This is a genomic window from candidate division KSB1 bacterium (assembly GCA_034521575.1).
GTDB lineage: Bacteria > Zhuqueibacterota > Zhuqueibacteria > Residuimicrobiales > Krinioviventaceae > JAXHMJ01.
Map to the genome: position 1 here is coordinate 1,598,050 of JAXHMJ010000005.1, position 17,160 is coordinate 1,615,209.

Annotated in this window: 13 protein-coding genes; 2 read left to right on the forward strand and 11 right to left on the reverse strand. The window is 45.0% G+C overall.

Annotation, left to right across the window (positions count from 1 at the left end; translation table 11 throughout):
* Nucleotides 1-9: 9 nt before the first annotated feature.
* The 6 genes from der to U5R06_20225 form a co-directional block, all read right to left on the reverse strand.
* The gene (der, locus tag U5R06_20200) at nt 10-1,326 is read right to left on the reverse strand and encodes a ribosome biogenesis GTPase Der (GenBank protein ID MDZ7725069.1); all 1,317 of its coding nucleotides are present in this window, start codon (nt 1,324-1,326) and stop codon (nt 10-12) included.
* Nucleotides 1,323-2,597, reverse strand: coding sequence for a DUF512 domain-containing protein (locus U5R06_20205; protein ID MDZ7725070.1), 1,275 nt, complete (start codon nt 2,595-2,597; stop codon nt 1,323-1,325). Before U5R06_20205 ends, der begins: the two co-directional genes overlap by 4 nt.
* Nucleotides 2,598-2,647: 50 nt before the next feature.
* Nucleotides 2,648-3,775 (reverse strand): S-layer homology domain-containing protein, encoded by a 1,128-nt coding sequence (locus U5R06_20210; GenBank protein ID MDZ7725071.1) that lies wholly within the window; start codon nt 3,773-3,775, stop codon nt 2,648-2,650.
* Between the two features lie 123 nt (nt 3,776-3,898).
* The gene (locus U5R06_20215) at nt 3,899-6,160 is read right to left on the reverse strand and encodes a polysaccharide biosynthesis tyrosine autokinase (protein ID MDZ7725072.1); all 2,262 of its coding nucleotides are present in this window, start codon (nt 6,158-6,160) and stop codon (nt 3,899-3,901) included.
* Nucleotides 6,161-6,884: 724 nt separating this feature from the next.
* A complete protein-coding gene (locus U5R06_20220) occupies nt 6,885-7,469 on the reverse strand; it encodes a bifunctional nuclease family protein (GenBank protein ID MDZ7725073.1) in 585 nt (194 codons plus the stop codon).
* Nucleotides 7,470-7,541: 72 nt separating this feature from the next.
* Nucleotides 7,542-7,931 carry a DUF393 domain-containing protein gene (locus U5R06_20225; protein ID MDZ7725074.1) on the reverse strand — a complete coding sequence of 130 codons (390 nt, stop codon included), beginning with the start codon at nt 7,929-7,931 and terminating at the stop codon, nt 7,542-7,544.
* Nucleotides 7,932-8,039: 108 nt separating this feature from the next.
* Here U5R06_20225 and U5R06_20230 point away from each other — a divergent pair, with 108 nt between their 5' ends.
* Nucleotides 8,040-8,528, forward strand: coding sequence for a hypothetical protein (locus tag U5R06_20230; protein MDZ7725075.1), 489 nt, complete (start codon nt 8,040-8,042; stop codon nt 8,526-8,528).
* 46 nt (nt 8,529-8,574) lie between these two features.
* Here the strand turns inward: U5R06_20230 and asd are convergent, their stop codons facing one another.
* The 3 genes from asd to U5R06_20245 all read right to left on the reverse strand — a co-directional run bounded on the left by asd (nt 8,575) and on the right by U5R06_20245 (nt 13,039).
* Nucleotides 8,575-9,624 (reverse strand): aspartate-semialdehyde dehydrogenase, encoded by a 1,050-nt coding sequence (asd, locus tag U5R06_20235; GenBank protein MDZ7725076.1) that lies wholly within the window; start codon nt 9,622-9,624, stop codon nt 8,575-8,577.
* A gap of 243 nt (nt 9,625-9,867) precedes the next feature.
* Nucleotides 9,868-10,506 carry a beta-galactosidase small subunit gene (locus U5R06_20240; GenBank protein ID MDZ7725077.1) on the reverse strand — a complete coding sequence of 213 codons (639 nt, stop codon included), beginning with the start codon at nt 10,504-10,506 and terminating at the stop codon, nt 9,868-9,870.
* On the reverse strand, nt 10,469-13,039 hold the full coding sequence (locus U5R06_20245) for a glycoside hydrolase family 2 TIM barrel-domain containing protein (GenBank protein MDZ7725078.1): 2,571 nt from the start codon (nt 13,037-13,039) through the stop codon (nt 10,469-10,471). The genes U5R06_20240 and U5R06_20245 overlap by 38 nt, the downstream gene beginning before the upstream one ends.
* A gap of 993 nt (nt 13,040-14,032) precedes the next feature.
* Here U5R06_20245 and rarD point away from each other — a divergent pair.
* Nucleotides 14,033-14,929 (forward strand): EamA family transporter RarD, encoded by an 897-nt coding sequence (gene rarD / locus U5R06_20250; protein ID MDZ7725079.1) that lies wholly within the window; start codon nt 14,033-14,035, stop codon nt 14,927-14,929.
* Here rarD and U5R06_20255 read toward each other — a convergent pair.
* Together U5R06_20255 and U5R06_20260 are read right to left on the reverse strand one after the other, a co-directional pair.
* A complete protein-coding gene (locus U5R06_20255; GenBank protein ID MDZ7725080.1) occupies nt 14,913-16,520 on the reverse strand; it encodes a DUF4038 domain-containing protein in 1,608 nt (535 codons plus the stop codon). The genes rarD and U5R06_20255 overlap by 17 nt on opposite strands.
* 65 nt (nt 16,521-16,585) lie before the next feature.
* Nucleotides 16,586-17,086, reverse strand: coding sequence for a DUF5060 domain-containing protein (locus U5R06_20260; protein MDZ7725081.1), 501 nt, complete (start codon nt 17,084-17,086; stop codon nt 16,586-16,588).
* Nucleotides 17,087-17,160 lie beyond the last annotated feature (74 nt).

Sequence of the window (17,160 nt, forward strand, 5' to 3'; positions counted from 1 at the left end):
AAACAATCCTTAACTTTTCTGTCGAAACGTCATTCGAATGGGAACACCATAAAAGCCGAAACGCTGTCGAATTTGATTTTCCAGATACTTTTTATAATTTGCTCTGATACCTTTAGGCTCATTGGTGAAAAACACAAAGCGTGGCGGCGCACTTTTGACCTGGGTCACATAATTAATTTTCACCCATTTTGTGCCAAAAGCCGGGGGATGATGTTCTTCCACGGCATCCCGAAGCATCTGGTTCAAATCAGCGGTTTTAACCTTGCGCTGACGCTCTTTAAAAACGGCAAGCGCACTGTCCAACAGTCTGAAAATGCGTTGACGGGTCAGGGCGGAAATAAAGAGAATGGGAAGATAATTGAGATCATGCAAATCCCGCTGCATATCCAGTTCAAATTCTCTTGCCGTCATTGTATTTTTTTCTATCAAATCCCATTTATTCACACCGATGACCACACCCTTGCCTTCGTCTATGGCCATTTTGATAATCTTTTTATCCTGATCCGTCATACCGCTTGCGGCATCCACAAGCACAATAGCCACATCACAGCGTCGCAACGCATTGATGGTTCGAACCACGCTGAAATACTCGATACTTTCGTGTACCCTTGCTTTTTTTCTCAATCCAGCCGTATCCACCAGCACAATATCCCGTTCGTTATATCGTACTGATGTATCGATCGCATCGCGCGTGGTTCCGGGTATCTCTGTAACCAATTGCTTTTCCGCACCGAGAATTCCGTTAATATAGGATGATTTGCCCACATTCGGGCGGCCCAAAACCGCCAGCATCAGTTCACCGGATTTTTCGTCCGGCTCTGTTTCTTCTTGAGAAAGATGGGAAATAACAATATCCAGAAAATCTCCAATATTTCGACCGTTCAGAGCAGCCAGCGGCACCGGTTCTCCCAGTCCCAGACTGTGAAACTCGGCAGCATCCATCTCGCGCTCCTGGTTATCGACTTTATTCACGGCAACCACAACCCGGCTGCCGGAACGGCGCAGTTTGTTGGCGATCTCCTGATCCAGAGAAGTAATGCCAACCGTCACGTCGACTAGAAAAAGGATCAGATCTGCATCTTTTATGGCAAGATCAATTTGATCCCGGATAGCGGCATCAAACACATCATCAGAACCGGGTATATAGCCGCCGGTGTCAAACAAATCAAATTCCACGCCGGCCCAATCCGCTTCGGCATAATTGCAATCCCGGGTAACCCCGGGTTCGTCATGCACAATAGCCAGACGGCGCTGCAAAATCCTGTTAAACAAGGTTGATTTGCCCACATTGGGACGGCCCAGTATCGCGATAATCGGTTTTTTCAATTTTGTACTCTTTTTAATAATTCAGCAAATGAATATTTGAATTGCACAAGCGGACGATTCAATTCAGCACTCAAATCATTCATCGTCCAGTCATCCAAAAACACATCATTGTAATTTAAGCAATTTGGAGGTAAAACCACAACCTCATTTTCGGATTTTCCGAAAGAATGTGCAATATCTCTTCCGGTCAGCAATCCCGAAACAGTGACGCCGCCGCCGAAAAATTGGTTTTTTACCGGATGAGACCGAACAGAAAGACCAGAGATTGCGTTCAGTTCCGGTAAAATCCGCTGTTCGAGAGTCTCGACTGCCAGTTCTCCGGTCACAAAGACCAGCTCCCGGTCCGGCAGCGCTTTGGGCAAATCCTGAATCTCTTGCTCAAAATCATCCAGAAATTTCCGGGTCATTCCCACACCGTTTTCAATTTGATGAAAATCCTCATAGCGCTCAGCCCGGGGCAGCGGTCGGGCCGCGAGTATATAAAATTCATCCGCGAGATATACAAAATTTGATTGCAGGGTCTGCCGGAATCCAAGAGCCTGCGCTTCAATCCAATCTATGATTTTTCCGGCCAAACGCGGCGTAACCGGTGAAATCGGTGTTAGATGGTCACGATGTCCGGTTAATCCAACGGGAACAACAGCGACTGTCTTGATCCAGGGATAGTACATTGACAGTCGATGGATGGTATCCTCAAGCACCTCGCCGTCGTTAAAACCCGGACATAGTACAATTTGTGCATGCATTTCGATCTGATGCGCTGCCAGAAAATTTAACTTCTCAATCAGGCAATCATCCCGCTTTAAACCCAGCATTTTTTGGCGCACTTTGGGATCTAAAGCGTGAACCGAAATATACAAAGGCGACAAATGCTGTTCAGCGATCCGCTGTATATCTTTTTTCGAAAAATTGGTCAGCGTAACATAATTACCGTACAAAAAAGACATACGATAATCCTCATCCTTGAACAACAGAGGTGATCGGACATGGGGCGGATTTTGATCCACAAAGCAGAAAACACAGTGATTGCCGCAACCTTTGCATGTCATTTCCTTGAAATCGAGTCCCAGATCAAATTCGTCATCACCCTCGATTTCATAGAGAGTGAGTTCGCCGTTGCGTTCGATCAGCATATCCATATTGTCATCACGATAAAAATGATAATCCAGAATATCACGAATCGGATGGTCGTTAATCGATAAAAGCAGATCCCCAACTTGAATCCCCAATTCTTTAGCAGGACTGTTATGTTTTACTTTTAATATTTTCAAAAAGCTCCCGTTTTTTCACCATTTAACCCATCAATCGGGCAACTGTTCCTTTAAATCATAGACTCTAACACCTGTTCCAGGTTGTGCACCGCTTTCAACGCATCGAGTCCGGAAAGCGGCTGATTGGGATAAAACCGGCCGGAGTTTTCCCGGGCCTGCATAATACCGAGTTCTGTTACCAGATTAATTGCATTGTAGGCATAATTCACACGTTTTACATCGGGGAAAACCGAAGGCTGGTTGATATAGCGAGTGGTAATATCCTGGCCCAAATAATGAACCATGACATTCTGACAGACAAGCGCGGCATCGCGGCGTTTTAAAATCTGATCCGACCGGAATGTCTGATCGGGATACACGTCCATGACATTGGCGCGCACCAGTTTTCGAATGCTGTTTTCAGCCTGATGGTCTTTGATATCTCGTATCGTTCTGTCCTGCTGCAGAATCCCCTCCGATGGAACCGGTCCCTGAAATCCATCTCCATAGCCGATAGGCTGGTTCTGCTGCAATTTTTTATACAATTGTATTTCAGCATCAAGCAACGCAGCAAAATCGCCCCGGGTCACAGAATCTTTCAGGGCAATTGCTGTAGCGGTCTGAGTGACTGGATTCTGCCGGCTAACCCGGTTGATTTCACTCAACAGGCTGTCCGCTTTGGCGGACTCGATCGTTTGCAGCATTTGCCGCAACAGCCCCGCAGCAGATTCCAGTTTGGCCGCCTGCTTGAGAGCGAGGGCCTTGTAAAACAGGGCATCTGTATGACCGGGTTTTTTGTCCAAAGCCCGGTCAAAACACTGAACAGCATCGTTTAACCCGTTATCATCTTTCCGCGCCCGCATCAGCAAACGGCCCTTGAACACATAGACGTCCGCTGTTGGTTTGTGACGCATCGCCTTTTTCATATAGTCAAAGGCCAAATCAGTTTTGCCATAGGTACCGATAACAAAGGCGAGGCCGGCCCATCCCGGCGCGAACGTAGAATCCTGCTTCACGGCTTTATGAAAAAATTGAGCGGCGGTCTTTAGACTATCCTGCTCAAGCAAAATCAGACCCTGATCATAATAGGCTGTCGGTGATTCAGACTCCGGCCTCGGTACCAGGGTTGGGGCGCAAGCGGTCATAAAAACGATCGATGCAACCGGCAAAACCAGCAATAATGTACCAAAACGATGCATAATTGAACTCGTCTTAAAGTTGATAACTCTTTGACTGGAATTTAACAACCCCTCACTTTTTTTCAAAATGATTTACACAGGAATGAAAAAAAAAGAAATCCAGCCGTTTAATCTGTTCAGGGCTTAGAGGAGAGACCGTTTTTTGCCGCGTTTCTTTTTACGCTCACCGTAATATGAATACTGGTAGGAATAATAATTGTACTTGTAATACCCATATCCTTTACCGCCTTTGACGCCGTTCAGGATCGCTCCGGTGACATCCACATTTACATTCTGAAGCCGGGATATTGCGTCCCGGGAAACATGCCAGTCTGTTTGACCGAACTTGATGACCAGCAAGATATTTTTCACCTTTGGCGCCAAAAGGACGGGGTCCGTAACCGGTATAATCGGGGGTGCATCTAAAATAATCAAATCATACTTGCTCTCAAGTGAATCAAGGGTGTGTGAGAACTTTTTGCTGGCAACCAGTTCCGCGGGATTCGGAGAATTTGAACCTGCGGGGATAAGGTACAAGTTGGGAGTGCGTGTCAGATAGGTTACTTTTTCCACAGCTATATTCTTGGCCAGATAATCGGTCAGGCCGGGCGTTCGTTTGATAGTAAACGCAATATGCTGCTGAGGTTTTCTCAAATCCGCGTCAATAATCAAAACCCGCATGCCCAACTCAGCAAAAGAAACGCCCAGATTTGAGGTGGTCAAGGTTTTGCCCTCGGATGCGATTGAGCTGGTAATCATCACCCGCTTGATGGGATCATCTACGTTGGTAAACTGAATATTCGTACGAATTTGCCGATAGGCGTCAACAATCGGTGATTTGGCATCAATCGTCTGGATAATTCGATCCCGGTACCCGTTCATGCGATCCTCAAAATTCATACGGCCGTTTTTCCTGCGGAATGTTTGCCGGGTCACTGCATGACTTTTCTTTTCAATCTCTTCAGGCGATATAAACGGAATGGTGCCGAACACCGGGATATTGCCCAGCCTTCTCAGATCTTCGATCGTGTAGATTGAATTGTCAAAATAATCAAAGGTAAACGCCACTCCAAACCCCAAACCAAAAGACAAGATAAAGGCAACCATCATATTCCGCATGGTATTGCTGGAAATGGGCTTTTCGGGCAGATTGGGGGCATCCACCACACTGATACCGCCTGTACCCGTAGCAGCTTTGATTTTGGCTTCTTCGGACTTTTGAATCAAATAGTTGTATAAATTTTCATTGACCGTCTTGGAGCGTTGCAACTGGGCAAACTTTATGGTGTGTTCCAGCAAATTGGGATGCTCATTTTTATACTTGTTGAGAAGATCAGATAGAAACCGTTCTTTATTCCTCAGCATAAACAAATTTAATTCGGCATTAATAATTTTTTCATTGAGCAGTTCAATCTGGGACCGGTTCTCACCATTTATATCAAAAGCCTCTGGATTCTGCCGGGCCATCAACATGGCGTTTCTCAGCTCGTTTTTTTTGCGTTCCAGGCGTGCATCAATCGCAGATATTTCAGGGGAGGTGAATTGTCCATCCTCTGCATAGTTCCTTTTCTGTTCTTCCAGCCGGTCAATTTCCTGGCGCACATTCCGGATTTGTTCAGATTCAATATTAAATGCGCTGGGAGCGTTCTGATTTTTGGATTGACGCAGCCGCTGCTTGTATGAATCATAATTGGCCTGCGCCAGCCTGCGTTCGGTTTGTACCTCCTGAAGCTGATTTTCAATGTCGGTCAAACGCTTGAGAATTCCACCCTCAACCTGCCCCATATCATTCAGATTATTTCTTTCCTTGAACTTTTGCAATTCCCGTTCGGATGCTTCAAGGTTTTTTTCCGCTTCCTGAAGTTGCGAATTAACGAAAGAAACAATATTGCGGGATTCTTCAAGTTCTATTTCCTGACACCGGAGTTTGAATTCCTGCACAACAATGTCAGCAAAACGATAGGCGACCACAGGATCAAAGGCCACAACACTGAGTGAGAATAAATCCTTGTATTCCGTTTCGCGTAAAATCAGGTTATCCATCAAATCTGCAAACGAAATCGGATACAGCTGCATTCTCTCCAGGAGTAATGTATCCCGATTGGTAATGTTCCGGACACGATTCTCAAATATTTTGCTGTTTGTCAGGGTTTTATAAAATCCAAAAGACCGGGAGGCATCTTCCTTGATAAGATTTGAAGCTGCCAATCCCGCAGCACTCTCGCTTTCAATGGTAAATGTAGAAGACGCTTTGTATTCAGGAGGACGAGTAAAATGATAGACCGTTGAACCGCAAAAGGTTATTAGAAATACCAACAGAATAATCCACTTTCTCCGGATAATCAAAGACAGATAATCCTTGACTCCCCATTCCTGAGCATTTTGTGTGGCGTTTTGTGATTGCATAAACCCTTTTACTCGTAAGACTGTTTAATCACAGTACGGGTGTCCGATTTGTTACAACTTAGACACAGAGCTTGAAGATATTTCAAACACTTGTCACATTTATTAAACAAATTACAAAAAATATGCCATAAACACAATTTTTTCTTAAAAGTAACCAAATAAAAAAAAGGCCATTTGCTTGGATCGCAAATGGCCAACGGCGTAAAAAGAGAGTAGAGGTATAGAGGTACTTTAGCATACAACAAACACTATGCCAGTTTACTCAACCACCTAACTTTTATCACAGTTTTTTGTTATTGTTTTTATTGTACTTGCAATTACCGGTCGATCACTCGCCCAAAGCCGAATTTATTTTGTTCAATTTCCGACAATGCCGTTTGATCATCAATGTTTATATATTTGTTTTTCATAACTTTACACAACCGTACCAATACAGCTGAAATTCGACATTTTTCAAGATATTGAACATTTTTATAAACTTCGAAAACGGCAGATTGCATTGTTTTTAATCTTCCACGCTAAAAATTTCAATAATCTTAAACATGCATTCATTCCTGGAAAAATAAGAGGCGCTTTAAAATCACTGAACTATTTTTAATTGTTGTTGTGAAATTTTCGGCTTGCGTCGTTTACGGGACAAAACATCAGGTTTATGTCGCTTCATTTGAACAAAGCCCCGAAACAAGCTATAACAATCGCTCTGCAGCCCCCTATGCTGTTTGCATCATTCCTGGCGTAAATCACGCCGCAACCGGCTGATTTCATCTCTGATATTCGCCGCATCTTCGTAGCGCTCATCCTGAACAGCATTGTGCAAATCTATTTTCAACTGTTCCAGCTGATCCTCCGGAGCAAGATTTTCCTCAGCCGCTATGCCGGCATTCTCTCCGGCTGCATCATCAACAGCTTCATCTGTAATAGACGCCTGCTGCATGACTTTGCCTTCTACAAATATTGGCGCTTTGGTGCGCAGCGCCAGGGCAATGGCGTCGCTGGGACGCGCATCAACATCCCGGAACTCACTTCCATGCCGCAGTCCCAACAATGCATAATAGGTATTCTCTTGTAAATCGTTTACCACAATACGCTCTATCTTTACATCCATTGTTTCCAGTAAATTACGCATCAGATCATGGGTCAGTGGTCGCGGCGGAGAAATATTTTCAAGCTGTAGTGCAATGGCCTGAGCTTCAGAAGAACCCACCACAATAGGCAGCCATCGGCTGCGTTTATCTTCTTTCAAGATGACTACAAAGCGGCTCGTCGCTGTATCGAGAGTGACCCGCTCAACATTGACGCGAATCAGCATGGTCTCCTCCATCTGTAAATACTCCTTTCAATTTATAATACGGATTTATCAACCAAGTGTCAAGATATATTTTCAGGCTCGTTTTTGTTTGCCGCGAGGTAATACACAGGAGATAAATCCTCTGTGCCTGGCCACCCCTTGGTATATGAACGGACCCATTTTTTTAATCAGTGGCCATCTCAGAATTTTTTCCAGCCAGCGCCAGCCCTCAAGCCGATTCAGGATTTCAGGAATCGCTTCTGCACCCGAATAGATAGTCCCGCCTTCCAGAACCAATTGAAGGGCTGCCATACATTGCTCTGTGCTTATTGAGGGAAATCTGCGTTTTCGTTCGTCGGATTGGCAGGAGATGAATTCAAATCTTCCGGGCAGCGCTCGTTTCTCAATCCAATCCTTACTGCCCTGACAAAAATCGCATTTTCCGTCATATATAACGATGGCTTTATCGGAATTACGTTCCATACTATATTTAACAACCTGATTCAATAATATCTTGCATCACATTTAATATTTTTGTATGTTATTTCATGCTGAGCAAAAATTTAAACGATTTTTAGCAAGGAATGTTTCATGCTGACCTTTGAGAACTGTATTATAAAAAAATTTTGGCCAAAAGATGAAAAAGGTGATGAAGATGAGATCATCAGACAGCTGCATCTTCAGGCAGAAGTCATTCTGGATAACAGCGTTCAGGTTGGTGAATTGTTTAACAATATGGTGCGAGGACTGGTACGCATCACATTCCTGGACACATTGTCCGGAGAGGAATACATTCTTCCCGCCGCCACGATCAAACCATTTAACGTCAAGCAAAAAAAGGTAAAGGTGGGAAAAGGGGATGATGCGGACGTTGTTAAAACAGAATATGCTGCATTAACCATTGTCACCAAAATCGATAATGAAAAAGGCGGGGCTCTGCTGGCCGATATTTACCAGTTTTTTAATATCGAAATACAAATAAATATTGAACAACTGCAACCTTTTGAACAAGTGCCCGGTCCCACACCGGAACAATCCGGCTCTGAAACGGATGATGACACGGATAGCAGTGTCTTTTAAAAATCCCTGCTGAAACAATAGCCGCTCCAACAGGGATTGGCATCGCTTAGACAAGGCCTTTTTTTGCCGCCAATTCTGCATTGAGTACAGACCCGCCTGCAGCGCCTCTTACCAGATTATTGGACAGGGTAATATAGCGGATGGTATTTTTTTCAACTTCAAGGCGGCCGATTTTAGCAGCCATACCTTTTGCCCGTTCCGGCCAACCCAGTTCTATATCATACCGGGGCTGCGGACGATCATACTCTTCAGTAAACACAACCGGGGGGTGAGGAGCTGTGGGAAGGTCTTTCAGAATATTTGGCGACTCGACGGATTGCATGGCAGCGGCAACTGCATCATGATCGACATCCTGCTCAACCTCTGCATGTACAGAAATCAGGTGCCCGATTATCGTTTGAACACGAACACAATGCGCATACACCTCCCAGTCAACCGGTTTGATGCTGCCTTGAAAATCTCCGCAAATCTTGGTGCATTCAGCCCGCAGTTTGGGTTCTTCATTTTTAATATAGGGTATGACATTGGAAATAATATCCACAGCAGACAAGCCCGGATAGCCGGCGCCGGAAATAGCCTGATAACTCGCAACGATCAGACGTTTGATCCCGAACTGACGAATGGGCAAAAGAGACAGGGTCAGACCGGTTGTCGTACAGTTTGCGTTGGTGACAATAAATCCCTCTGTATTTTGATTTTTTACCAGATCCAAATGTTTATAATTGAGTTCCGGAATGAGGATCGGCACATTCTCGTCCATCCGGTGTGCGCCGGCATTGGAAAATACCTTGAGACCTTTTTCGGCCGCCTCGGTTTCAATGTCGCCGGCCACATCTGAGGGCAATGCGGAAAAAACCACTTGAACGCCTTTGGATAACAATAAATCAATGTCAATCGGATCAAACAGCATATCTTCAAAAGATTCCGGTATCCCGCCTTTTATCTGTTCTTTAACAGTAGCCAGCATCAAACCTTTTCTAGCTTCACTCGCACAAATAGCGGTCAGTTCAAAATAAGGATGATCCACCAGCAAGCGTAAAAAATTCTGGCCGACTACACCGGTTGCACCCAAAACTGCACATTTAATTTTTTTCATGCGATCCTCTTTATTTTTTTTATGTCAAAAAAAAAGCCTGCTTTTTAAAGCAGGCTTGGTGAAAACGAATTATAGAAATGACTAGTCCAAGCCTGGATATTTGCTTTTTTTAGTTTTCTTGTCTGTGCGCTTTGACATAGTCATCATATCCTTGGTTCAGTTGAATTAATGTACACATTAATTCAATCAAAGTCAAGCCATAGCATTGGTTATTTTCAGACGGCTCTTGCCGTGTTTCCGCTTTTACCGCAAAATATACTCGTGATTGCTGAGCGATGCGGGGTCATCATCCATTTCCAACGGTCGCAATCTAAACTGAAAATTGTACTCTTGCGGTTCAACCAAATACTCTGTATGCGGACGCGCCCCCCAGGAGTCATCACCGCCGACACCCATTTGTATATGGTCAATGTTCACACAAATTCCGCCTTCTTTTTGCACTTGATGCACATGCAAATCTCCGCGCTGTTTGCGGGTCAGTTCCTGCAACGAGTACTCGGACACGGTGGCTTCCATCATGGGCAACCCGACAATTAAAAGACCGAGGCCATCCTGATTTGTCAATGTCAGCCACCTGACATCGGTGCGGTTTCCATTCTCCTGCGGACTGGGATATAAAAAATAAAAATCATCAACCGGCATCGAATAAACGCCGACCATGCTCCCGGAATTTCGATCCCTGTAATTTTCATGCGGACCCGTTCCGTAATATTCAACATTTCTATATTCCGCAGGCAACTGAAAACGGACACCAACCCTGGGCATCAACGGCAAATCAGCCGAGCCCGGAGTGAAAGCATTGCTCACAATAATATCACCGGTTCCGAGCACATGATAAATCAGTTTAAAGGTTCCGGCAGCATTGGGCAGCCCGATAATCACAGATAAAGTCTGCCTGTCCCGGACAAATCCACTGTATTTTGCTGTCTGTAAGCCTGTAATCAAAACTGGCCTGTTTCCATATATCGCATTTTTCAGGCATGTTCCAGCCAAAATCATTGTCAATCGGAGCACGCCAGAATGTGGGTTCCAGAGAGGATTGGATTAATTCATTCCCATGCAGATTATAGGAATACAACGATCCTTTACTTTTCAGGAACCTCACTTCAAAGCCATTTCCCCTCACATTGACCGTATCACCGCGACTGCTCACTTTGAGTTCGGGAAGCGACAGGGCATGCGTGGATTCCATGGCCTGTTCAAACGGCAATTTGATCTGATCCACAGCAACAATATGACCCGCCGGGAGCAATTCAGTTGATTTCGAAATAGCTGTGCTGAAGGTCAGAAAATACTCCATTCCAGGCTCCGGATTGACGGCCGGGAGGTCTAATTTGAATTCTTTGGTTTCGTGCGGGTCAACATCCGGCTTTAGCACAAATCCCGTTGCGATTGAGGCGCCATCCGCGCGCAGATCCCACTTTATCTGATAGTCGTCAAGATTTCGGAAATCATGCTCATTTTTAATACTGATCAGACCTTCTTCCAGATCCACAAGATCAATGTGCACCGGTTGATAACAGTGCTTGACCTCCCACAATGCCGGATGAACTTCTCGGTCCGGACTGACCAGACCGTTCATACAAAAATTTGCATCACCGGGCGTCGAACCATCACCAAAATCACCGCCCCAGGCCCAGTACTTTGTGCCGTTTGAATCCCGTTGTGCAATACCCTGGTCCACCCAGTCCCAGATAAATCCGCCCTGCAAAGCATCAAACGTACGTATTGTATCCCAGTATTTTTTCAGATTGCCATTGCTGTTTCCCATGGCATGTGAATATTCACATAGTATCAGCGGACGGTCTGCAGCGTTTTCACTTTTAGCATACTGTACAATATCATTAATTGTGGCATACATTGGACACACAATATCTGTGTGTTCCTTTTCTTCCGCTCGCTCGTACTGAACCGGACGTGTCCGATCGCGCTGATGGGCCCATTGATACAGCACTTCAAAGGTGCGTCCATCTCCGGCTTCGTTTCCCATCGACCATATAATAACGGAGGGATGGTTTTTATCTCGTTCCACCATCCGCCGAAAGCGGTCCCAGTGCGCCGCCCTCCATTCCGGTTTATTGGCCAATGTCTTGTCCGGATCATATCCCATTCCATGGGATTCTATGTTGGCCTCATCAATGACATACAACCCATACTTGTCACACAGTTCATACCACAAGGGATCATTAGGATAGTGAGAGGTGCGGACGGCATTTACATTGAACTGTTTCATGAGTTTTATATCCCGGATCATCGAAGATTTGGATATCACATGTCCCGTACGCTCATCGTGTTCATGCCGGTTCACTCCTTTTAACAAGACCGGAACACCATTTACGGTCAATCGGCCTTCTTTTATCTCTACTTCACGAAAACCGACTTTGCAGCCTACCACCTGCAGCGGCCGATTATCAGCGCCCACAATGCCCAATGCCAGTGAATACAAATTTGGCGTCTCTGCGCTCCATTTTTCAGGATTTTTTATCGTTGTTTCAACGTTGAGCTGGGCGTGTGTGGTTGTCATATTCAGAGGCAACTGATCCTCATATACAATCTGATCCCGATCATCATAAAGCTTTACAGCCAGAAAATGAGAGTCTGTGTTAAACTCGGCGTCGGTTTTTGCCAGATCAACCCCTACATTCAAATCAGCATGCTTATAAGAATCATCAAGGTCTGTAACTACTTTAAAATCCCTAATATAAACATTCGGCGTCGAGTAGAGAAACACATCCCGTTCAATCCCGCTTACACGCCAGAAATCCTGGCACTCCAGATAAGAGCCGTCAGACCATCGGAATACCTGCACGGCGATTGTATTATCACCTTCCCTGACATAAGGTGTAATATCCCATTCTGCAGGTGTTTTTGAACCCTGACTGTACCCTACATTTTCTCCATTGATCCACAGACGCATGGCGGACTTTACAGCGCCAAAATGGATCAATATACGCTGATCAGACCAATAGGTGGGAACGCGGAATGTTTTTCGATAGCATCCGACAGGATTATAATCATGCGGTATGGAAGGTGGATTCGGATCCTCTGTCCATTCATAGCGCGTGTTCACATAAATCGGAACGCCATACCCCTCAAACTCCCAGTTCGAAGGTACATTAATTACGTCCCAACTGCTGACATCGAATGTGTCCTGAAAAAAGTTGTTCGGATGTTCACCGGGGTTTCTAAACCACTTGAACTTCCATTCTCCACTCAGGGATTGATAATACGAAGACTCTGTCCGGTCCCGCTCCAGAACCGATTCAAAGTATGGAAATGATATCATGGTCGCGTGTGGCTCAAGCTTGTTTCGATGGATAACCTGTGGATTTTCCCAGTCCACAGGCTGCGCTTTTACCATCCCGATAAAAACGATGCACAACAAAATTGCTGCAAATACAATAGCTGACTTCATGGCTGTACCCCATTGTTTTATTACGGGTTCAGGTAATAAGTTGTTACAAAATGTATACCAATACACCTTTATATTTGCCACCTCATGCATATATTACCCTGATAATAGACTCGACGCTTCTGTAACTGGCGCTGTTTTATAACAGATTTGGACGCGATTCCGCCGCCTGAGCGCATAGAAGACAGATACATCAATTGAACAACCTGTCTTGCATGCCACAGCGTTCACCGTAATCTGAAAAAATTTGGTTTTTTGATAACTCGAAAAAGGCTGGAGACTATCCGGAATGATCATTCTAATTATATTGCATACTGTTCGAAAGGCAACAAAAGGAACAATGCGTTTACGTTTCCAATACTCAGTTTTCAAGAATAGCCAAACAGTCGGTACCATGCGCTTCTCAGGGTTGCGTAATTCTGGATCTGGTTGTATACAAACACAAACTATTTTATTGTTTCCGATCTATCTCAATATCATGCAATTTTCGACGCAGGATTTTACCCGTACTGTCTTTAGGCAATGAATCCATAAATTCTACACGGCGCGGTATTTTTAACCGACCGGGGATAAACGTTAATTCCTGTCACAATAATCAAATCTTTCGCCCGGTCTACAATATATAAGCATTTGTCATTGTCTTTTTTGGCGAGATCACCGGTTCTGAACCAGCCACTCTGAAAAAAGTTTCGAGTCTTGTCGGGACGACATCGGTACCCTTTCATTACGGTCTCCCCGTTAACACAAAGTTTTTTCCGGCAAACAGTACTGCGGTTTTATCTGGGGTGTTTTGACTGGTTCGAATGAGAAGATCTGCAACCGAAGAATACATTGAGGACTCCTTCAAATGACGAAATACACACATTTGAATATAGTTAACGCAAGTCATTATCGCAAGTATAAATAACAGGATCACATTCGAAAATAAAAAAAATTATATTTGGATATCTTAAAATGAATGCGTTCATTTATACATCACACGATCAAGAGAGGATCATGAAAGGCACCGTTTACGGGATTGCAGCATATACACTCTGGGGCCTGTTTCCGATGTACTGGAAGCTTTTGGACCAGGTGTCTCCCATTGAAATTCTGGGACACCGTATCGTTTGGTCGTTTGTATTATTGCTGATCCTTTTACGGCTCCTCAAATATACCATCATACCTCCACAATTCAAACAAAATCCCAAAACTCTCAGGGTATCCTTCCTTGCCTCTGTTTTACTGGCTGGCAATTGGCTGACCTTTATTTTTGCCGTCACTTCAGGATATATTGTAGAGGCCAGTCTCGGATATTTTATTAATCCCCTGTTCAGCATCATTTTGGGGATGCTGTTTTTACATGAACGCCCCAGAAGCGGACAATGGTTTGCTATTGCTTTGGCCATCGCGGGTGTCCTCTATCTGACATTCATGTACGGCTCGTTTCCCTGGATTGCCCTGACTCTGACTTTTACATTTGGTGTGTATGGACTGCTGCGGAAAACCATGGCTCTAAATTCCCTGCAGGGTTTGTTCGTTGAAACCGGACTCTTGAGTCTGCCGGCTGTCCTGCTACTGCTGTTTCTGGAGTCTAAAAGTATTCTTCAGTTCGGGCAAGCTTCGCTGTCGACGCATCTTTTACTGATCACAGCAGGTGTCGTGACAGCCACGCCCCTGTTGTTGTTTGCCGGATCCGCACGGCGTGTCCCCTTGACCCACCTGGGCTTTCTACAGTATCTGGCTCCCACTTTGCAGTTCCTGTTGGGTATTTTTCTTTATCACGAACCGTTTTCACAGGAACGTTTGACAGGTTTCAGTCTGATCTGGCTGGCCATACTCGTGTATATGTTAGAAGGAGCCCGGAGCCGACAGCGCCGCAAACAATCAGCAGATGCTAATTGTTATGAATAATAATATAATCCATGGTATTAACCACTCCATCCATATTTATATCCGGAGCCAGGTAACCGGCCTCGGCGTTTTGCGCACTCGAATACCATAAAATAAAATCACTGTCATCAATCAAATCATCCCGGTTAATATCCCCGCCTCTGACAGCTAAATGGCCGCTCGACAGCTGCTTTACAAACTCTTGTTCATAATACTGAGAAAGACCTAAAGTAAAATCATATTCCGTCACCGTACTTGAAGAGAACGTCACCGCCTGCGCGCTGATGGCCGGCATATGATTACGGTGCTGTATTTTCACATGATAATCGCCGTCCGCCACACCCGATAAACTGACATAACTGCTGTCATTCGTCTCTGAAATCAAATATCCGCCCGTTGACAATAGAAAACTTTTGGAAAACAGCGCCGTTCCTTCCGGCGCGTCCATAAGCTCAAGCAAAACCCAGTCTACAGCCGAATCCGGAACGGTGTTCACCTGCCGGGGCGCTTGCAAATAGGGAGAGGTATTTAAAACAAATCCCTGTTGAATCAATAAAGTATGCATTTGACCTGCGGCTTTATCAAAAGGTCCTTCCAGATAGAGACGAAAACGGGCAACCGGCGGCGAAATAACCTCGAGCAGCAACACAGCATCATATGGAAATGGAGTGTCAAGTTGGTACACGGTGTTGCTATTGAACAAACCGGCAAAAACAGAGGTGTCGGCTTTGGGATCGTACCAGCGGGCCTTGTACAAGGAATAATTGCTGTTCATATTGATCTCGAGGCTCGTAGAATCCGGACAATAAACCATATAAAAAGAATCCGGTTTCGACATGCCGTATCCGGCGGCGTTCACAATAAACTCGTTATCCGGTTGCATTTCAAAACAGGGAATACTGTCAGTAAAAAATTCTTTCATCGATTTGAGATAAAGTGCGCCTCTTGTATTCAAGCTGTCCAGATTGATGCTGCGTTCTTTGGCTGTACATGTATTGATATGCCCATAGGTAAGCTGACCGCCGGCTATGATAATCGTCCAGGAATCACGCCGGATATTATCTGCATTCTGGTTGCTGGAATGATAATATTCCTGCCCTTCAACGGTTGGTCCTTCATATCCGTACTCATCATTGGCCACCGGTATTCCGTAACTCCGGTCCGCTTCGATGATATTGTACAAAACTTCCGGCGCACCGTCGTGTTGCTGCATGGCAAAACTGAGCCAGGATTCAAATTGATCGTAATGTTGTGTATTGCTTTGATCACCGCCGGGATGAATGGAAATAGGATGATCATAAGGATCACCGGAATCATGATCACTGCCGTTTTTAATGCATTCCGCATGATAACTGTATTCCGGCGGCCAGTAATCCTGCCAGGTTTCGCGTTCAGTATATTCTCCGGAAATCACCCAGACCACATCATACGCCGCGTAACGGCCCACCACATATCGGCGGAACCGGGTAAATTGATCTCGGGTAAATTCATTAAAGGTTTGCGCCCAGACAAACAGCATGCCGACTGTTATGCCCTTGCTATTCAGATATTCAACGCGCTTGTCCACCCAATCAAAATAACCGGGATTCAGTCGAATCCAGATTTGCTGCAAACCACAGGTCCCCACCCTCATTGATAGAAGTGTCACCTACGGTATGAACAACCCCTGTAATATAATTAAATCCCTCGACTCGCCCGTGCATCCACATAAGGAACGAACAGACTATCATAGGCCGCATTTTTTGAGCGGAACATACGCCAATTCGTATCTCCCATACGAAATACCGATTCACCGTTGGTATATTCAAACCGCTGTCCATTGGTTGTCAAAAAACCACGATGATCGGACGACTCGCATTGAAAAGAACCGGTCAAACCGTCCAATGAAGGGTCTGTCGGTGAATAAAGCTGCCAATTGTAGGTCCCTGCGGCGCGCGGAGCGACCCGAAGCGCATAGGTTGTCCCGCCTTTCCAGAACAATTCAATATAATATGATTCATCTCCGGGACCATAAACAGCGGCATACACGCGATTCTCAAGGTAAGGATTAGTAAAGGATTGACCTTCAAATTCGATTTCATGAACATCATACAGTTCAATCTGGGCCTGCAGGTTGAAAAACAAGCCTGAAATGATAAAGAGGGCGAAGAACCAGAGGATGCGGCAACTGTATTTCATAACAACTATTATGCTTTTCGATTAAATGATTTTTAAAACATGCATCAAAAATCACGCCAGCGGCATGGGGGAAA